Raw genomic sequence first — 15,326 nt, 5'->3', positions numbered from 1 at the left:
ATGTTTTATGGGCTGGTCAAGCGGTTGCCTTTTCCTTCCGGTTCCTGGGGGCGGCGGAGCTTGCGCGGAACCGGTAGCTGTCATTTCCGGTTTCGAGGATATGACAGTGGTGGGTAAGGCGATCGAGCAGGGCTGTCGTCATTTTGGGATCACCGAAGACTTCGCCCCATTCGCTGAAGCTCAGATTGGTGGTGATGATGACGCTGGTGCGCTCGTAGAGACGGCTGAGGAGATGGAACAGCAGGGCACCGCCTGATGCGCTGAACGGCAAATAGCCAAGTTCGTCCAGGATCACGAGATCGAGGCGCAGGAGACGTTCCGCGATCTGTCCTGCGCGATTGGCGGTTTTTTCCTGTTCGAGGGCGTTGACGAGGTCGACCGTGGACCAGAACCGTATCTTCTTGCGGTGATGTTCGATCGCCTGCACGGCAAGTGCGGTGGCCAGATGGGTCTTGCCGGTTCCTGGTCCACCAATGAGGACGACGTTGTCGGCACGGTCGATGAAATCCCCGGCATGGAGTTGACGGACCATGGCCTCGTTGACCTCGGCGGCCGAGAAATCGAACCCTGCCAAATCTTTGTAGGCCGGGAACCTGGCAGTCTTGGTTTGATAGGCGATGGAGCGCACCTCTCGCTCGGCGAGTTCCGCCTTCAAAAGCTGGGAGAGGACGGGGATGGCGGCCTCGAATGCCGGCGCACCCTGTTCGGTCAGTTCGGCCGTGGCCTGGGCCATGCCATACATCCGCAGGCCGCGCAGCATGACGACGAGGGCACCGGCCGCGGGATCATGACGCATGACGGGCCTCCCCGCGCAGGGCGTCATACCGTCCGGTATCGGCCTGAGGCTCGCGTTCGAGCACCAATGCCTGCGGCGCGTCGAGCCTGGGTGCTCCTGTTTTCTTGGCGTCCGTCAGACGATGCAACGTATTGAGGACGTGTGTCTTGGTGGCTACTCCCTCCTCGAGCGCGAGTTCAACCGCGCAAAGCACGGCCTGCTCATCATGCTGCAGCACCAGGGCGAGGATCTCGACCATTTCCCGGTCGCCGCCCGTGCGCCGGAGGAGGTGCGTCTGCAGCGTCCGGAACGCCTCGGGCAATTCAGAGAAGGGCGCGCCATTGCGCAAGGCCCCGGGTTTGCGCTGGAGCACCGCCAAGTAATGCCGCCAGTCATAGATCGTGCGACCGGGCACGCCGTGGGACCGCTCGACGATCCGGGGATGTTCGCATAGGATCCGCCCCTCGGCCGCGATCACCAACCGGTCGGGATAGACGCGCAGGCTGACCGGCCGATTGGCAAAAGAGGCGGGCACACTGTAGCGGTTGCTTTCGAACTGCACGAGGCAAGTCGGCGAAACCCGTTTGGTATGTTCGACGAACCCGTCGAACGGGCGCCCTGGAACCATCAGGTGAGGCACTTCCGCCGCATGGGCCTCGGCGAGGCTGCCGGGCAATTCGACATGCCTCAAGATAGTCCAACGTTCCCGGCAACGCGCCTCGAGCCAGACGTTCAGGGAGGCCAGATCAGGAAAATGCGGCATCTCCTGCCAGATCTGCCGCCGGGCGTCCTGGACGGTCTTCTCGATTTGACCTTTCTCCCAACCCGCTGCCGGATTGCAGAACTCCGCCTCGAACAGATAATGGCTCACCAGGGCCGAAAAACGCAGATTGACCTGGCGGACCTTGCCGGGCCCAACCCGGTCCACGGCGGTTTTCATATTGTCAAAAATACCTCGACGCGGCACCCCGCCCAAAACGCGAAAGGCTTCCGTCAGCGCGTCGAACAGCATCTCGTGAGTCTGGAGCGGATACGCCCGCAGAATGAAGGCCCGGCTGTAGGACAGCTTGGTGTGGGCGACCTGCAGCTTGACGCGCCGCCCCCCGATCACCGCCCAGTCCTCTCCCCAGTCGAACTGGAAGGCCTCTCCGGGTTGAAAGCGCAACGGAACGAACACGCCGCGTCCCGTCGTCTGCCGCGCCCTTTGCTGTTCCGCCTTCCAGTTCCGGATAAAGGCCGCAACCCGTCCATACGATCCGTCATAACCCAGCGCTACAAGATCCACATGCAGGCGCCGCCCCGTGCGGCGCTGCTTGCGCGACTTTGACGTCTCCAGAGCAAGCCAGGTCGCCAGTTTCTCCGCAAACGGGTCCAGCCGGCTCGGACGCTCGGCAACCTTGAACTGCGGCTCAACCGTCTCCGCCCGGAGATACTTGCGGATCGTGTTGCGCGACAATCGCGTCCGACGCTCAATCTCGCGGATCGGTACATGATCCCGGTAATGCCACCGCCGGATCACACTCAACAATTCCATGCTGATCACTCCTTTAACCCCCGGACAGTTGCTCCGGGGAAGTGTCAGACACGGGTCAATTCTCAATGAAAATTTCCGCCCCTACAGGGTCAGTTCTCGCTGGAAATCAACACTCCTGTTCCCACCGTGCCCGCAAAACGGCCCGTGACGGGAGGTCTGACTTGGCTGCGCGCGTATTCCTGGAAATATGTTCGGCCGCTTCCCTATGGTGGGCTGTCTGTATCCCCCTTTTACGCGCTTCCTGTTCAATGGCCGCCCGCCTTTTTGAGAAGCGCTCTTCCACACTGGGCGCCACACCGGCCACCCGGAAATTCCGACCATCCTTGAGTGTTGTCAGACCAATGTCTCGTTCCAGCGCCTCACTCAATGCCAGACGATAGACGGCACCCATTTCCTGTTGATGTAAAAGAAGTTCCCGATTATCCACTGTGCCAGTTGAGCCATCCTTACGGCGACACACATTCATCAACACGGCATGCGTATGGATCTGGGGATCCCCCGCACGACTGGTGGTGTGCAGAAATGTGCCGGCCATTAACTCAGCGGGCGTTTCTCTTTGACCGCCATTGTGACCTCGACGGGTGACGATCAGACCTGTTCTGAGGGCGTAATCAAGTGCCGCAAAAACGGCTTTCGCCTGGGCCGATTCAATTCTGGCACGCTGAATGTCTGTTCCCATGGCCCACAAAACCGATACCGATTTGGGGGCTGCAAATTGCAGATCATACCCAACACGACGTTGCCCTTTGCTCTGAACCAGAGCCTGACCCGTCAGCGGATCGCATCCCCTCGCCAACGCCCTGAAATCAGATGGACTGACCTCGGCACTCTGACAGACAAACGGAAGAGGCTGTACCGGAGCCTTCAGGACATTCGTCCACCAGATGCCGGGTTTTTCACCTGTGCCATTGTCCACATAATAGGCAGCCCGATCCCGCCCTGACCAATCCCCCCGCTTGCGATGTCCTCGTGCGGGACGTTCCCGCTCTCCCGTCAAAGCAGTTTGCGCCGCGAGCCCCTCATCGATAGACTCAATATAATATTCGACATCCGACAAAGGCGTGCAAGTAAACATGCTTTTGTATCCTGACCTGACTGAACTGTCTGATCAGGATAGCCCCGTCTGAACGGGATCCTCTGTTCCGGTCAGGCCTCATCCGGTGAACTGTCGGAGAACCCGGACAAATTCCCCATAACGATAGGAATCATCCTGAAAGATATCTGGAATAGCCGACAATTCTTCACAATGGATTCCGGGATACAAACGGCGTTTTCCTGCCAGAAAATATGCCTTACCACTCCCCGGAAGCATCGAAGATGCGTGGTGTGTTGCCAATTTCTAAAGGGAACAGGGGAAAGACCTCATTCTACAAAGAGACGGATGAAACCATGCCGTATCTCTGACGATGTGAGGACGATCTGCTGAGAGGATACACTCTGCGTATCATGACCTGACATGGTCCTGACACTCTGTCGTATAACAGGAGGGACGATCATGCCCCGTAAAGACAAGATTTCTTCGGTCACGATGCCCGGCACGATTGAAGATCTGATTGCCGATCTGGAAAATGAACGCAAGGAGCGTGCCGCCAGAAAACCGGCCACGGCCTTTGGTGTCATCACACAGATTTATCCAACCCTTCTCAGTATGAAGGCCGATGGCTGGTCAGATATGGAAATCTGCACCACGCTCAAAACACGGGGTATCACCCTCAGCCCCGGAACACTCTCCACATACATGAAGAAAATTGGTCGGGAAAAACGGACCATAAAGCCCAAACCACCGCGCACACCCAAGGTCGATTCCGCCACACCGCCTCCTCCGCCACCGTCGATGCGTAGCTTTACTTCCCAGCCACCGCCACTTCTGGACGCATGAGGTCGTCCCGGTCTCCCAGTGTCGTCTCTTCAGCCCTGTCACGATCTGAGTTTTTCATCAGGCGACCCTACACTCTTCACAGGAATGGCACTGAGGCCTTCCCTGTGAAGAGGACGATGGATTATGAAACAGCCCGTCAAACGCCTTGTAATGATCGTTTCTGGCAAGGGCGGGGTTGGCAAAACAACCTTTGCCCGGCTTCTGGTCGATACCTACCACTCCCGGAGCATACAGGCCTCCTTCTTTGACGCCGATGGTCAGGTGGGTGGCCTCGCACGGGTCTACCACGATGTGGGTGTCCAGTTTTACGACCTCAGACAGGATGGAGAGCGTGACACCCTTCTGAACTCCATCGATACCGACAAGGCCATCGTCCTGCATGATCTGCCGGGTGGATCACGGTTTGAAATTTCGAGGATCATTGACACTGGTGATGGCAAAACCGTCGAGGGGTTTCTGACTGCCCTGACAGAGAACCATGTCCGACTGACCCTTGTGCATCTGCTCGACAATGAAATCGAGAGTGCCCAATCCGTCGGCCATCACCTGGAAACCTTCGGCACAGATCTGGTCGACCATGTCGCAGTCCTCAACCTCCGGGAAAGCCGACATCTGCGCGACGACTTTCCATACTGGTATGGCCATGAAGTCGCAGGTCAGCGCCGTTACGGCAAAGCCCGTGATCTTCTCATCTCTAAAGGGGGTGTTGAAATCACCATGCCCGGCCTTCAGCCCGGCATCCGTGCCAAGGTCAATGCGCTGAACCTGCGATATGCCCAATGCCTGACACACCCGGACCTGACCATTACAGAACGGAGTGCCGTGTCTCACTTCGTGCGGGATTTCCACAAAGGCCTCGCCCCGGCGGCAGGCCTTCTCGGTCTGGCATGAGAAAGGGGAATATCATGACGATCTTTCACGATACTGCCAAAGCCCTGAAGATGGCTCCCGAAGACCGACAGCGTGTCTGGGCCGCTCTGGAAACCATGGCCCTCAGTCCCGATGACCCTGAGGTCGTGCGCCTTCTGGTGACGGAATTCACCAGAACGACCCTGAACGCGCTTTCCGCCAATCTGGAACAGGCGACGACCCGAGCGCTCAATGCATTTGAAACCGCCCAGTCACAGGCAGAGGCAACCGCTCAGGCCCGCCTTGCAGCCCGACAGGCTGAACTGGCCCAGACCCTGACACGAAGCATCGCAGACTCTCTCGAACAGACCCTGGAGCGGCAGACACGCGCGAAAGAGAAGAACGTCGCCATCACACAATGGATCATAGGCCCAGTGCTTGTCCTGTTCGGCGTCTGGCTGGCAAAAACATGGGAGGGGTGGTCTGTCGGCTCTGATGGCAATTTCTCAGAGGGACTTTGCTCCTACAGTCCCTGGGCCCTTCTGGGTGCAGGCACAATGCTTTTTGTGACCCTTCGCCTCATCATAGGCTGGACGATTGGAAGCCGCCTGTTCAGAGCCCTTCTGGTCCTTCCTCCCCTTGAAGATGTAAGAGCCCGATCCGAAAGTTCTTCAACCGTGACAATGCCTTGCTGTCCGTCGTGTGAGCATTCGGATCGAGGCGATCAATGTCCATGCGGTTGAGGAAGCAATGGATTGTTCCCAGTCTTTGGCGAGCCGCCTGCACCGTCCCAGCCATGCGAATGTCCGTTCAACCACCCAGCGGCGCGGCAGGATCTGAAAGCCCTTCGCCGTATCGGACCGCCTGATGATTTCAAGGGTCCATTTTCCCATGGAGGCGAGCGCGGATCGCAATTTGTCGCCAGCATAGCCGCCATCAGCGAAGATGTGGCGCAGCCAGGGAAAGCGCCTGCGTATCGCTGCCAGGACATCAACAGCCCCATCACGGTCCTGGATGTCGGCGGCATGAACGAGGAGAAAGATCAGGAAGCCGCAGGTATCCGTCACAATATGGCGCTTGCGGCCCTTGACCTTCTTCCCCGCGTCATAGCCCGAAAGCCCGCCACTTTCCGTGGTTTTCACCGACTGGCTGTCAATCACGCCCGCGCTCGGAGAGGCTTCACGCCCCTCGATCTCGCGCAGGCTCATGACCAGCACCGTATTCATGACTTCGAACACTCCGGCACCACGCCAGGCGTAAAAATAGCGCCTGACGGTCGAGACCGGCGGAAAGCATTTCGGCAGCAGGCGCCACGCACACCCGGCCGAGGCTATGTAGAGCATCGCGTTGACCACCTCGCGCATATCCGTAGTGCGGGGGCGACCGCCCCGTTTCGCCGGGGGTACAAATGGCATGATCAAAGCCCACTCCCCGTCCGTCATATCCGATGGATATCGCAACCCTTCCCGGCTATGTTCACGTCGGGCAATACCAGTCCATGTCACCATTCACTCCATCTCTTCGCAAAGACGGATGAATCACAACAGGCTGGTATTGTTCAAAAACTTTCGGATCGGGCTCTAAGAGGCTGGAGAAAATACCGCGATTGAGAGCCTCAATAAACCAAAGCCCAGAGGGGAGCACTTTATGCCTCCCCTTTTTTATTTCCCCGCCCAGAGGAGGCCTACACACGCTCATTCTGGCAAGGCAAAGCGCTCCTGAGTCCAAGACCCTCCCTGAGGTGTTCAAGACGAAGCCAGACGTCCTCCCAAAGGCTGATACCCCTCTGGAGGGTCATCAGATGGTGTAGACGCTGAAATGATAGCGATGAAACAGGGGGAATTTCAGATCCGATGCCCCATCCCTCCCTGTTGGGCGCGCATAGCCACCTCTGCCGCCATGATTTCCCGCCAGAACGCATCCTCTACGCCCCCCTCATCAGCACAATCTGCCACCAGTCTGGGAGAGTTAGCATACATAAACCCTCTCTCATCGTCAGGATTATGCTGCGGGGCGAAAAGGCGCGCCAGAGCGCCCGAGGGGCGGCCAGACCACCCGTTCTTCTGCGCCCACCCAAGAGCCTGCAGGTGATGCCGTCGGAGAAGACCAAGGTTACGCTTCCCCTGTTCGGTCACAGGCGTCAGCGTGAAATTCCTGACCAGCGTATGGGGCTGCCAGATACCAGCCGCAGTCGGTGACGGGCGCTCCCGCGCCACAATCATATTCTCCACCGGCGCTTTTTTCGCTCCCGGTCTTACGCTTCCCTTTGGAAAAGGAGAACTGTCCGCGCCGGACAGGATCCGCGAGCTCAGTTTCCTGGTTCTGACCAGTTTGTGACCAGGGGTCGGGTTTTTCGGCGTTGGAACGGCTTTCTTCCGGACCACCTTCTCACCGCTTGCTTTCAGCTTTCTCCGAAACGCGGCAAAGTCCCCTCGCGGGGTTACATTGCGCATCCCGTTCAGTTCTTCGAGAAACCAGATTGCCGCCTCATCGGACAGATCGGAAAAAAGAAGTTCGTCCTTCTTTGTTCGCTCTGCCTTATACAGCTTGACCATGTAATCCATAGTGTCGCTATGGGAGCGAACAGGACCATCAATATAAAATCCGAGCTTAAATTTCTCTCTTACGGTCTGACAAAAACCTGCCCAAATCTCCTTGGGCATGCGCTTGCTGAGCGTATAGAAGAAATTGACATGCCCGTTGACCTTAACCTCTCGTTTGGAACAGTGCGCGAAAGCAAAGTCATTCATGAGCAAATGAATTTGAAAGCCAAACTGCGCATAAAAACTGGTGTTATACCAATAGAGCATTCGACTGATACGAGTCCGCAGTTGCTTCATCTCTTTTTTAAGATCACCATAAACGCCAACATGTTCTTTTGAGGTAAATGTTCCAACACATAGGGGGATGACAGGAACAAGTTTTCCCGCACAGTTCCTGGTATCCCGGCTGTTTGAAACACAGCGTTTTTTCGGGAAGGTCAGCGTATGAAAATACAAAAGATCGTCTGCTAACTGCCGCCGGATGCCATAGGCCTGCGAAGGAATGAGCAACGTGCGGCGCAGGCGCATGCCGGGCAGGTGCTCAACCCCTAAGGTCACATCGCCCACACGATCCATCGCCTCGGTTCTGGTATAGATCGCAAGACCTGCCTCTTTCATAAGGCGGAGAGGACGGGCATCCATATTCTGAAGGCGTTCACGCAAGTCGTAATCGATACCGGTTTTGCGTCCCGTCCACGGGGCTGCCAATTCCGTAAATGTCGCGCATCGCTTCCGAGAAGAGACCATGATCCACCTCCTGAGAGAGTTCCATTACCTCGACCTGATATATCCAAGGCCTTGTGGAAGGATCATAGCGTAGGAAATTGGTGATTTCATGTTTTGTTCTGGTTGGATATCAAGGCGACAGGCTCGGTTCTTAAGACATAACGGTGCCCGAAGAAGTCAAAAAAGCACTTCGTTAAATCGAGAATGGTCGGCAGCCAGTCAGTAGCATATGATCAGACGCAACATCACATAATCGTGAGATAAATTACGCTTCACGGATTCCTCTTAAACCGGCTTCCAACCTTGTCCAGCTACCGAAGCCCCTCTAAAAAAGGTGTAATGTTTCTAAACGGCGGATTATTTTTTATGACTATGATTTCAGATAAAGAGAGCCATCCTGACATCGAAGATATTCTCGATTTCTGGCATAAATGTGAATTCTTTCTTCCATTTGACCTACAACGCGCCGTCCTTGACGTTAAAAAAGAAGACAAATGGTCAATCAAAAGTCTTGAGCTATCGGAGTTATCCCCGAACAACACCTCTATATGGAATTTTTCACCACCTCCTGAAAAGGAAATCGTTGGCTTCGACATCTATATCGGTGTCTTCGATAAATCCGCGATAGCCGATCGTGTTCAGAAAGTTCTTGGTGCATCGGAAGATCTCGAAGCCATCGAAGAAGACGAACTCAGAAAGCTTGAAGGTCCGACCTGTATGGCCCGGATCGGCGTGAATAACAATGGAGAGCCTACTTTTAGCTCAGTGGCTATCTCGACAGTCTCATGGGCGCTTGGGAGCTGTCGTGAAAATCTGAGTCTGGACAAACTGGATATTGATAATTTTGAAGACGATGTGCGCTGGCTAAAACAGTCTCTTCTGGAATTTAACCATGACACGCCTTCCGATAGTGAAAGTGGTCAGCCCAACCCTCTCAGGGGCTCAGATCTACTCAGGATCCTTGAAATTTTTGTTACCTGGTCTAAAGAATGGCCAGGCCCTGTTAGCCAGGCTTTCTCCAAGGGACCTGTGCTCGTCATCAAAGCAAAAGCAGCCAAACCACGAAAACAGGCACAGGTTGGGAACAAAGAGAGTTCCGCCAAAACAGTTCTCGAGAACAGTGATGAAACGGATGAGGAGGAAGTTGATATCCACCCTCAGTCAGATGCTGATATCGACATTCTGAACAGTTTCTATGCACGGGATATCGCCCGGGTCATCAGGTCCGTCAGACAAGGATCAAAGGCTGGACTGGTCAGCACCTATCTCTCAAAACCGGACATACAAAAGCGGGTAGATCTCTATACCCCTGAGGGATTACAGAAAATCATGGAAGGGCTTGAACCTTCCAGACTTCCCTCAGCACACTGGCCATCAGACCCCTTGCATGCCATGAGTCTGATGCAGCAGTTTGCACTCAATACACTGCTTGGCACCCTGCATGATGGGGATATTTTTTCCATCAACGGCCCCCCCGGAACAGGCAAGACAACCCTGTTGCGCGATGTTTTTTCGGAACTGATGACAAGACGGGCAAGAGTTTTATCGCGTCTTGCTCAAGCCAAGGATGCTTTTCTTAGAAAAATAAAAATCGAATTTGATAATGGACAGGAAACAAGCTCTCTTAATCTTCTCAATGACGATCTAACCGGTTACGAGATGGTTGTTGTATCTTCCAACAATGCAGCGGTCGAAAATCTTTCTAAAGATATCCCAAAAGCATCAGCTATAGGAGAATTCTGGAGAGCACAGGATAACGATACTTCCGTCAGTTATCTTCAGCAGGTAGCACATAATATTGCTTCACGTCGATCCAACGGAAAATATGAAAAGCTGAAACCTGATAATGTGCCGTGGGGGCTATTTGCCGCAGCACTGGGTCGGTCCCAGAACAGGCGCCACTTTCAGTCGGGACTGCAATTTGACGGCACCCCCTCTGGCAAATCCCAGGAACGCAAACTCCTACCGAATTACGATCCGGATCTTCAGCAATCCATATGGAACTGGCGGAAAAGACACAAGAGCATATCGTTTGAATCAGCAAAGAAAGCCTTTATCAAAGCAGATAAAGCAGTAGCTGAACGCATTGCCAATCTGGAAAATTATAAAAAACTCCATACTTCCGAAAGTAATCTATCTGAAAAAGACTTCTGTCTTTCCTTGCAACAGGCATTTGATATGGCCACTCTGACATATGAAAATGCCTTGATGGAATTCAGTTCCATAGAATACAAACTTAATCAAGCTGAATCCCAACTCAATACTCTTTCACAAAGAGAAGAGTTAATTATAGCCACCTCTCCACGAGGATTTTTTGAAAAACTCTTAAAGAAGGAGGAGAAGAAAAAGTGTGACAAAGCACTTTCGGATATTCGCAACCTAAAAGAAGGAGAGCTCAAAAAAATTTATGACCTCCGAAACAGTCTGGAAGAAGCAAAATCAAAACTCGCAACCACCAAGTCTTCTGTAACGACAACCCGTGATAACCTGGCTGCAGGACAGATCTCATGGAGAGAAAAACAAGACGAAATTTGCAAACTCCGAGCACTATTCCCTTCTATTCGTTTCCCTTCAGATGAAGTAGACCTTGAGCAGGATAACTGGCAAACTGACGGTTTGTGGTACGACGCAAATCTGAACAGACTTCGCTCCGAGCTTTTTGCTGCAGCCATGACCTTGCACGAAGAATGGCTCTATGAGGTAACACAAAATAATGGTGGATTTGGCGGCAATCTCGTGGCCATTACCAAGCTGCTTGGAGGAGGAAGACTCAACAACCCGAAGGAAGATGCTCTTCCTATATGGCAAAGCCTCTTTATGGTTGTGCCTGTCATTTCCAGTACATTTGCATCGATTGCAACCCAGTTCAGGGATCTTGGCGAAAGCTCTCTAGGATGGCTTTTTGTCGATGAAGCGGGGCAGGCTATCCCGCAGGCTGCTGTTGGCGCTCTCTGGAGAGCAAAACACGCCGTTGTGGTTGGCGACCCGATGCAGATCGAACCTGTATTTACCGTCCCTCCCAGACTGGTCAGTCTGCTTGCGCAACATAGTGGCCTTGGTTCTTCAGATCCTGAAGTTCCTGTTTTTTCACCATCCCACACATCCGTACAGGTGCTGGCTGATCGCATCAATGCAACCGGCGCCTATATAGAAAACAATGGCACAGAGCAGTGGGTCGGTTGCCCTTTGCGTGTTCATAGACGATGTGCTGACCCGATGTTCTCTATTGCAAATACGATCGCTTATAGTGAAAAAATGGTTTTTCACGGATACAATAAACCTGAAAGTCGGCTTCCTCCTGAAAATAGCTTCGACCTTGGCCAGAGCTCATGGATCACCCTTGGTGGTTCAGCATCAGACCATCAGGTCGTGACAGAGCAGATCCACTTCACGCTGAGAGCAGTAAGAGAGGTTCTACACCTTACCGGTGGTCTACCAGATTTTTATATCATCTCACCCTTCCGTCGTATCAAGGCCGCTCTTATCGAAACCCTCGGCAATCTTGACAATTGGGAAATGGGGAACAGCGACTATCTACCTAAAACTGCCCTGACGAAGTGGTGTCGAGAGAGAATTGGTACCGTTCACACCTTTCAAGGGAAGGAAGAAAGCACGGTTCTTATGGTGCTTGGATGTGACGGAGAAACTGCGGGAGCTGCTCAATGGGCCGCCAGCAAGCCCAATCTTTTGAATGTTGCATTAACTAGAGCAAAGCACCGATTTTTCATGATTGGTGACCCTGTAATCTGGGGTGGTCTGCCTCATTTTTCCGTGGCATCCGAACAGGATCTGCCACGCATCACACCTGAAGAATTTATGCGCAGGATCGAAATAGCCTGTGAAAAGGAAAATGAAGGTTAAACCAGTCTGGCGTTTATAATGTGTTTTTCTGCCCCGGCTTTCAGGAAGCCGGGGCCGTATTCTTATTTCTACGTGAACGGTTTTCAACATAAACGCTCTCAATATCTGGTTCGATATCAAGAATCACTAGTCGTGAAGCGACGCTGGGCACTGTTCGTCCTATTTCGGCGCCAGTCTGCTCAAGGGTTGAGCCTTTGAACCACAGAGCTGCCAAATCCTTATCATGGGCTTCTGTCCAACGAGTACCCATGTTGGCCGGCTTGGTCGTCGTGGTCGCCGAAGCACTGGGATGAGCTACGCCTGATGGCACGTGGTGCGTTATATCCGCCTGTGCTGCTTTAACCTGGCCAAAAACACCAATAACCCCGGAGAGAATTTTCCATTCAGCTAAAGTCATAGCGAGAAGATGCGACCTGCCAGCATAAAGAGCCAGCCTCTCTCCTTCGTGCCTCAATTCATACACTGTCTCATCAACAGTCCATGACATGGATTGAAACTGAGTTGATTTGCTACACATAATGTTTCGTCCAGATAGAAGTAGAATTTCAAAATATTTTATCCGATATCGAAGATACACCCTGAATAGTATTGAATGAAACAGGCTCTACCCACCCATCCTGAATACGAACATGGCAACCAGCATAGGAGCGTTGGTTTCCGTCGAAACCAACGCGATTTACTGCGCCGTGTAAAAATCAAAAAACAGGACACGCTCAGTTTATTTTTATCTTTTTTAACGTACCATATATAATACTCAATATGAAATTTGGGTATTATATATGATGCGAATTTGAAAATGCTGTCACCCTTACGCTGAATATGATAGCGTCTGAGAGCCTGTTTGGAAAGTCGCTGAAGTGTGATTCAAGCTCTGGATGTGGACGCCAGAGCAGAGAGGCCGCATGGCCAGGATTACCCGCAAGACGAAGCGTTATCCGTCTGATATGACGGAGGAGGAATGGGCGCGCATCGCGCCACTGATGCCCGAGCCGGGACGCACGGGGCGTCCGCGCGAGATCGAATTCCGCGAGGTGATCAACGCGGTTCGTTACCTGGTTCGATCCGGCTGCGGCTGGCGAATGCTGCCGATCCATTTCGGGCATTGGCGTACGGTCTATGGTTGGTTCAGGGAATTGGCCCGGCGGTTCCTGTTCCAGACCATTCATGATGTGGAACTGATGCTTGACCGGGAGCGCTCGGGCCGTGAAGCCAGCCCTTCGGCCGGAGTGATCGACAGCCAGAGCATCAAGGCGCCGCACGCGAAAACAAGAGGTTACGACGCTGGAAAGAAGATTGTCGGGCGCAAGCGGCATATCGCCGTGGATACGGACGGACGCCTGCTGATGGTCAACCTGACGCCGGCGGACATCTCCGACAGCGCCGGAGCGCAGATGATCCTGGACGCGATCCGCAAGCGCTGGCCGTGGGTCAAGCATCTATTCGCGGACGGTGCCTATGACCGGCTCCAGTTGATGGACAAGGCTGCCTACCTGGACTTCGTCGTCGAGGTGATCCGTCGCAGGGACGGAGCGAAAGGCTTTGAGGTTCTCCCCCGGCGCTGGGTCGTGGAGCGAACCTTCGGATGGATGACCCGATGGCGACGCCTCCTGCGCGATTACGAGCGTCGCATCGATGTCTCACAGGCCATGATCTTCGTCGCCATGGGCGCCAATCTCACCCGAAGAAACGCTCATCCATGACTTTCCAAACAGGCTCTAACAGGCTGTCGGATTGGGCGCTGCCGTAGTGATGAGTGATGGCGACGACGGCGTTTATGCGGCCGTCAGTCGCGTGATCCTACGGCAATTATATGCGAGGGCGACGAGCGTCCATTCTGTTGCGACGTTGGGGAGGCCACGGAGATGGAAACGGGTGAAGCCCATGGCGCTCTTGATGATACCGAAGACCGGTTCGACGGTCTGCTTGCGTAAGGCGTAAAGGGCTTTTGCCGGGTTCTGTTGCAGCCTGGCCTTCATTTCCAGGCGCCAGGGCTCGGTGATCCGGCGCGGCTCCCTGGGTGGCGGTTCTGGCCGGAAGTCATAAGGGCGCCGATTCACAGGGCGTCCGATGGCGACCAGCGGGTCCACGCCGCTGGCCTGCAACGTTTCGACGGCTTTGCCGCTGGCGAAACCCGTGTCGGCGAGGACGGTTCGTGGCAGGCCGATCCTCTCCTCCATACCCAGGATGGTGGCGGCGAAGCTGGGCGCGTCCGCCGTCGTCGCAACGACGCCATTTTCCAAGATCAACTGGCTGCCCTCGGCACAAACCACGGCCTGGGCATTGTAGGCTTGCCGGTATTCATGCGCGTCGGAGCGGCGCATCAGCTTGCTGTCCGGATCGGTCAGGTTGATCTGCCGGTCTGGTGGCGGTTCATCGTCCGGTTCTTTCGGCGGCCGACCGCGCCGTCCCCGCTTCGCATCAAAAGCTGCCTTCTTGCGCTCATATTCTGGTCGGGCGGTCTTGGCCTGCTCGCGGGCTTCCGCCTCCAGTCGCGCACAGGCTTCATCCAGCTTTGCCTTCAGAGCCTCCCGCCGGGCCAGTTCCTCCGGCAACGCCTGATGATCCACATCGGTTGTATCCGCTGCCTCTGCCCGTTCCATCAGGGTGGAGATATCGGTGGCCAGTTTCTCGCGCAGCTCTTTCGCGCGATCATAACGAATGGAACGGTATTTCGAGGCATTGGCATCGATCTTCGTGCCGTCGATCGACACCGTGCCAAGCCGCACCAGTCCCGTCTCGCGTGCCAGCAGGAGTACATGCATGAACGCTGCCTCGATCGCCGTGCGGTTGCCGCGCCGGAACGTCGCGATCGTGTCATGGTCAGGATGCAGGTTCGCCGCCACAAAGCGCATACCGATATCACGATATGTCGCCCGTTCGATCCGACGCGATGAGAACACGCCGTTCGCATAGGCGTAAATCAGCAGCGCCAGCATCAGGCGCGGATGATACTGCGCCTTGCCGCCAGTCCGCACAGGAACGGAAAATGCCCTCAACGGCACCCGCTCTACCGCCGCCACGATGAAATGCGCCACATCGTCCGACGGCAGCCATGACTTCAGATCCGGCGGCAGAAGATACGGCTGCGATCGATCAAACGGAATGAAGCTGCTCATCCTGAAAGCTTACCGCAGATCGCCAGAGCCAGGTACCCCAACC

General features: G+C 54.6%; 12 protein-coding genes. 5 read left to right on the top strand and 7 right to left on the bottom strand.

Annotated features, from left to right (window positions below):
- Positions 1 to 16 precede the first annotated feature (16 nt).
- The 3 genes from istB to mobF form a co-directional block, all read right to left on the bottom strand.
- A complete protein-coding gene (gene istB, locus GDIA_RS09030) occupies positions 17 to 796 on the bottom strand; it encodes an IS21-like element ISGdi17 family helper ATPase IstB (RefSeq protein WP_012224987.1) in 780 nt (259 codons plus the stop codon).
- A complete protein-coding gene (gene istA / locus GDIA_RS09025) occupies positions 786 to 2,309 on the bottom strand; it encodes an IS21-like element ISGdi17 family transposase (protein WP_012226833.1) in 1,524 nt (507 codons plus the stop codon). Before istA ends, istB begins: the two co-directional genes overlap by 11 nt.
- A 106-nt stretch (positions 2,310 to 2,415) precedes the next feature.
- Positions 2,416 to 3,384 (bottom strand): MobF family relaxase, encoded by a 969-nt coding sequence (gene mobF / locus GDIA_RS18585; RefSeq protein WP_012553977.1) that lies wholly within the window; start codon positions 3,382 to 3,384, stop codon positions 2,416 to 2,418.
- A gap of 420 nt (positions 3,385 to 3,804) precedes the next feature.
- On the opposite strand from mobF, the gene GDIA_RS19180 reads away from it, so the two are divergent.
- The 3 genes from GDIA_RS19180 (at position 3,805) to GDIA_RS19175 (ending at position 5,780) form a co-directional block, all read left to right on the top strand.
- On the top strand, positions 3,805 to 4,188 hold the full coding sequence (locus GDIA_RS19180) for a hypothetical protein (RefSeq protein ID WP_012553976.1): 384 nt from the start codon (positions 3,805 to 3,807) through the stop codon (positions 4,186 to 4,188).
- Between the two features lie 123 nt (positions 4,189 to 4,311).
- Positions 4,312 to 5,079: a hypothetical protein gene (locus tag GDIA_RS09020; RefSeq protein ID WP_012553975.1), complete on the top strand. Its 768-nt coding sequence runs from the start codon at positions 4,312 to 4,314 to the stop codon at positions 5,077 to 5,079.
- A gap of 14 nt (positions 5,080 to 5,093) precedes the next feature.
- On the top strand, positions 5,094 to 5,780 hold the full coding sequence (locus tag GDIA_RS19175; RefSeq protein ID WP_144880578.1) for a hypothetical protein: 687 nt from the start codon (positions 5,094 to 5,096) through the stop codon (positions 5,778 to 5,780).
- On the opposite strand, the gene GDIA_RS09015 is transcribed toward GDIA_RS19175, so the two are convergent.
- Together GDIA_RS09015 and GDIA_RS09010 are read right to left on the bottom strand one after the other, a co-directional pair.
- A complete protein-coding gene (locus tag GDIA_RS09015; RefSeq protein ID WP_012222260.1) occupies positions 5,709 to 6,545 on the bottom strand; it encodes an IS5-like element ISGdi1 family transposase in 837 nt (278 codons plus the stop codon). The two genes, GDIA_RS19175 and GDIA_RS09015, sit on opposite strands and share 72 nt — an antisense overlap.
- Before the next feature lie 336 nt (positions 6,546 to 6,881).
- Positions 6,882 to 8,327, bottom strand: a complete 1,446-nt coding sequence (locus GDIA_RS09010; protein WP_012553974.1) for a hypothetical protein — start codon at positions 8,325 to 8,327, stop codon at positions 6,882 to 6,884.
- 345 nt (positions 8,328 to 8,672) lie between these two features.
- Here GDIA_RS09010 and GDIA_RS18580 point away from each other — a divergent pair, with 345 nt between their 5' ends.
- Positions 8,673 to 12,167: a DEAD/DEAH box helicase gene (locus GDIA_RS18580; RefSeq protein ID WP_012553973.1), complete on the top strand. Its 3,495-nt coding sequence runs from the start codon at positions 8,673 to 8,675 to the stop codon at positions 12,165 to 12,167.
- A gap of 40 nt (positions 12,168 to 12,207) precedes the next feature.
- Here GDIA_RS18580 and GDIA_RS19665 read toward each other — a convergent pair whose 3' ends face one another.
- Entirely contained in the window at positions 12,208 to 12,684 is a 477-nt protein-coding gene (locus GDIA_RS19665; protein WP_012224953.1) for a hypothetical protein, read from the bottom strand.
- A gap of 358 nt (positions 12,685 to 13,042) precedes the next feature.
- Between GDIA_RS19665 and GDIA_RS09000 the strand changes: the two genes are divergently transcribed.
- A complete protein-coding gene (locus tag GDIA_RS09000; RefSeq protein WP_012553965.1) occupies positions 13,043 to 13,867 on the top strand; it encodes an IS5-like element ISGdi2 family transposase in 825 nt (274 codons plus the stop codon).
- 72 nt (positions 13,868 to 13,939) lie between these two features.
- Here the strand turns inward: GDIA_RS09000 and GDIA_RS08995 are convergent, their stop codons facing one another.
- On the bottom strand, positions 13,940 to 15,283 hold the full coding sequence (locus GDIA_RS08995) for an IS1182-like element ISGdi13 family transposase (RefSeq protein ID WP_012223140.1): 1,344 nt from the start codon (positions 15,281 to 15,283) through the stop codon (positions 13,940 to 13,942).
- Positions 15,284 to 15,326: the final 43 nt, after the last annotated feature.

Origin of the sequence: Gluconacetobacter diazotrophicus PA1 5 (assembly GCF_000021325.1) — a bacterium.
Lineage (GTDB): Bacteria > Pseudomonadota > Alphaproteobacteria > Acetobacterales > Acetobacteraceae > Gluconacetobacter > Gluconacetobacter diazotrophicus.
Note: the sequence above shows the minus strand (reverse complement) of the source record. Positions and strands in the feature narration are given on the sequence as shown.

Coding starts and splice junctions, on each gene's coding strand:
- istB (WP_012224987.1), bottom strand. CDS start 796: ATGCGTCATGATCCCGCGGCCGGTGCCCTCGTCGTCATGCTGCGCGGC.
- istA (WP_012226833.1), bottom strand. CDS start 2,309: ATGGAATTGTTGAGTGTGATCCGGCGGTGGCATTACCGGGATCATGTA.
- mobF (WP_012553977.1), bottom strand. CDS start 3,384: ATGTTTACTTGCACGCCTTTGTCGGATGTCGAATATTATATTGAGTCT.
- GDIA_RS19180 (WP_012553976.1), top strand. CDS start 3,805: ATGCCCCGTAAAGACAAGATTTCTTCGGTCACGATGCCCGGCACGATT.
- GDIA_RS09020 (WP_012553975.1), top strand. CDS start 4,312: ATGAAACAGCCCGTCAAACGCCTTGTAATGATCGTTTCTGGCAAGGGC.
- GDIA_RS19175 (WP_144880578.1), top strand. CDS start 5,094: ATGACGATCTTTCACGATACTGCCAAAGCCCTGAAGATGGCTCCCGAA.
- GDIA_RS09015 (WP_012222260.1), bottom strand. CDS start 6,545: ATGGTGACATGGACTGGTATTGCCCGACGTGAACATAGCCGGGAAGGG.
- GDIA_RS09010 (WP_012553974.1), bottom strand. CDS start 8,327: ATGGTCTCTTCTCGGAAGCGATGCGCGACATTTACGGAATTGGCAGCC.
- GDIA_RS18580 (WP_012553973.1), top strand. CDS start 8,673: ATGACTATGATTTCAGATAAAGAGAGCCATCCTGACATCGAAGATATT.
- GDIA_RS19665 (WP_012224953.1), bottom strand. CDS start 12,684: ATGTGTAGCAAATCAACTCAGTTTCAATCCATGTCATGGACTGTTGAT.
- GDIA_RS09000 (WP_012553965.1), top strand. CDS start 13,043: ATGTGGACGCCAGAGCAGAGAGGCCGCATGGCCAGGATTACCCGCAAG.
- GDIA_RS08995 (WP_012223140.1), bottom strand. CDS start 15,283: ATGAGCAGCTTCATTCCGTTTGATCGATCGCAGCCGTATCTTCTGCCG.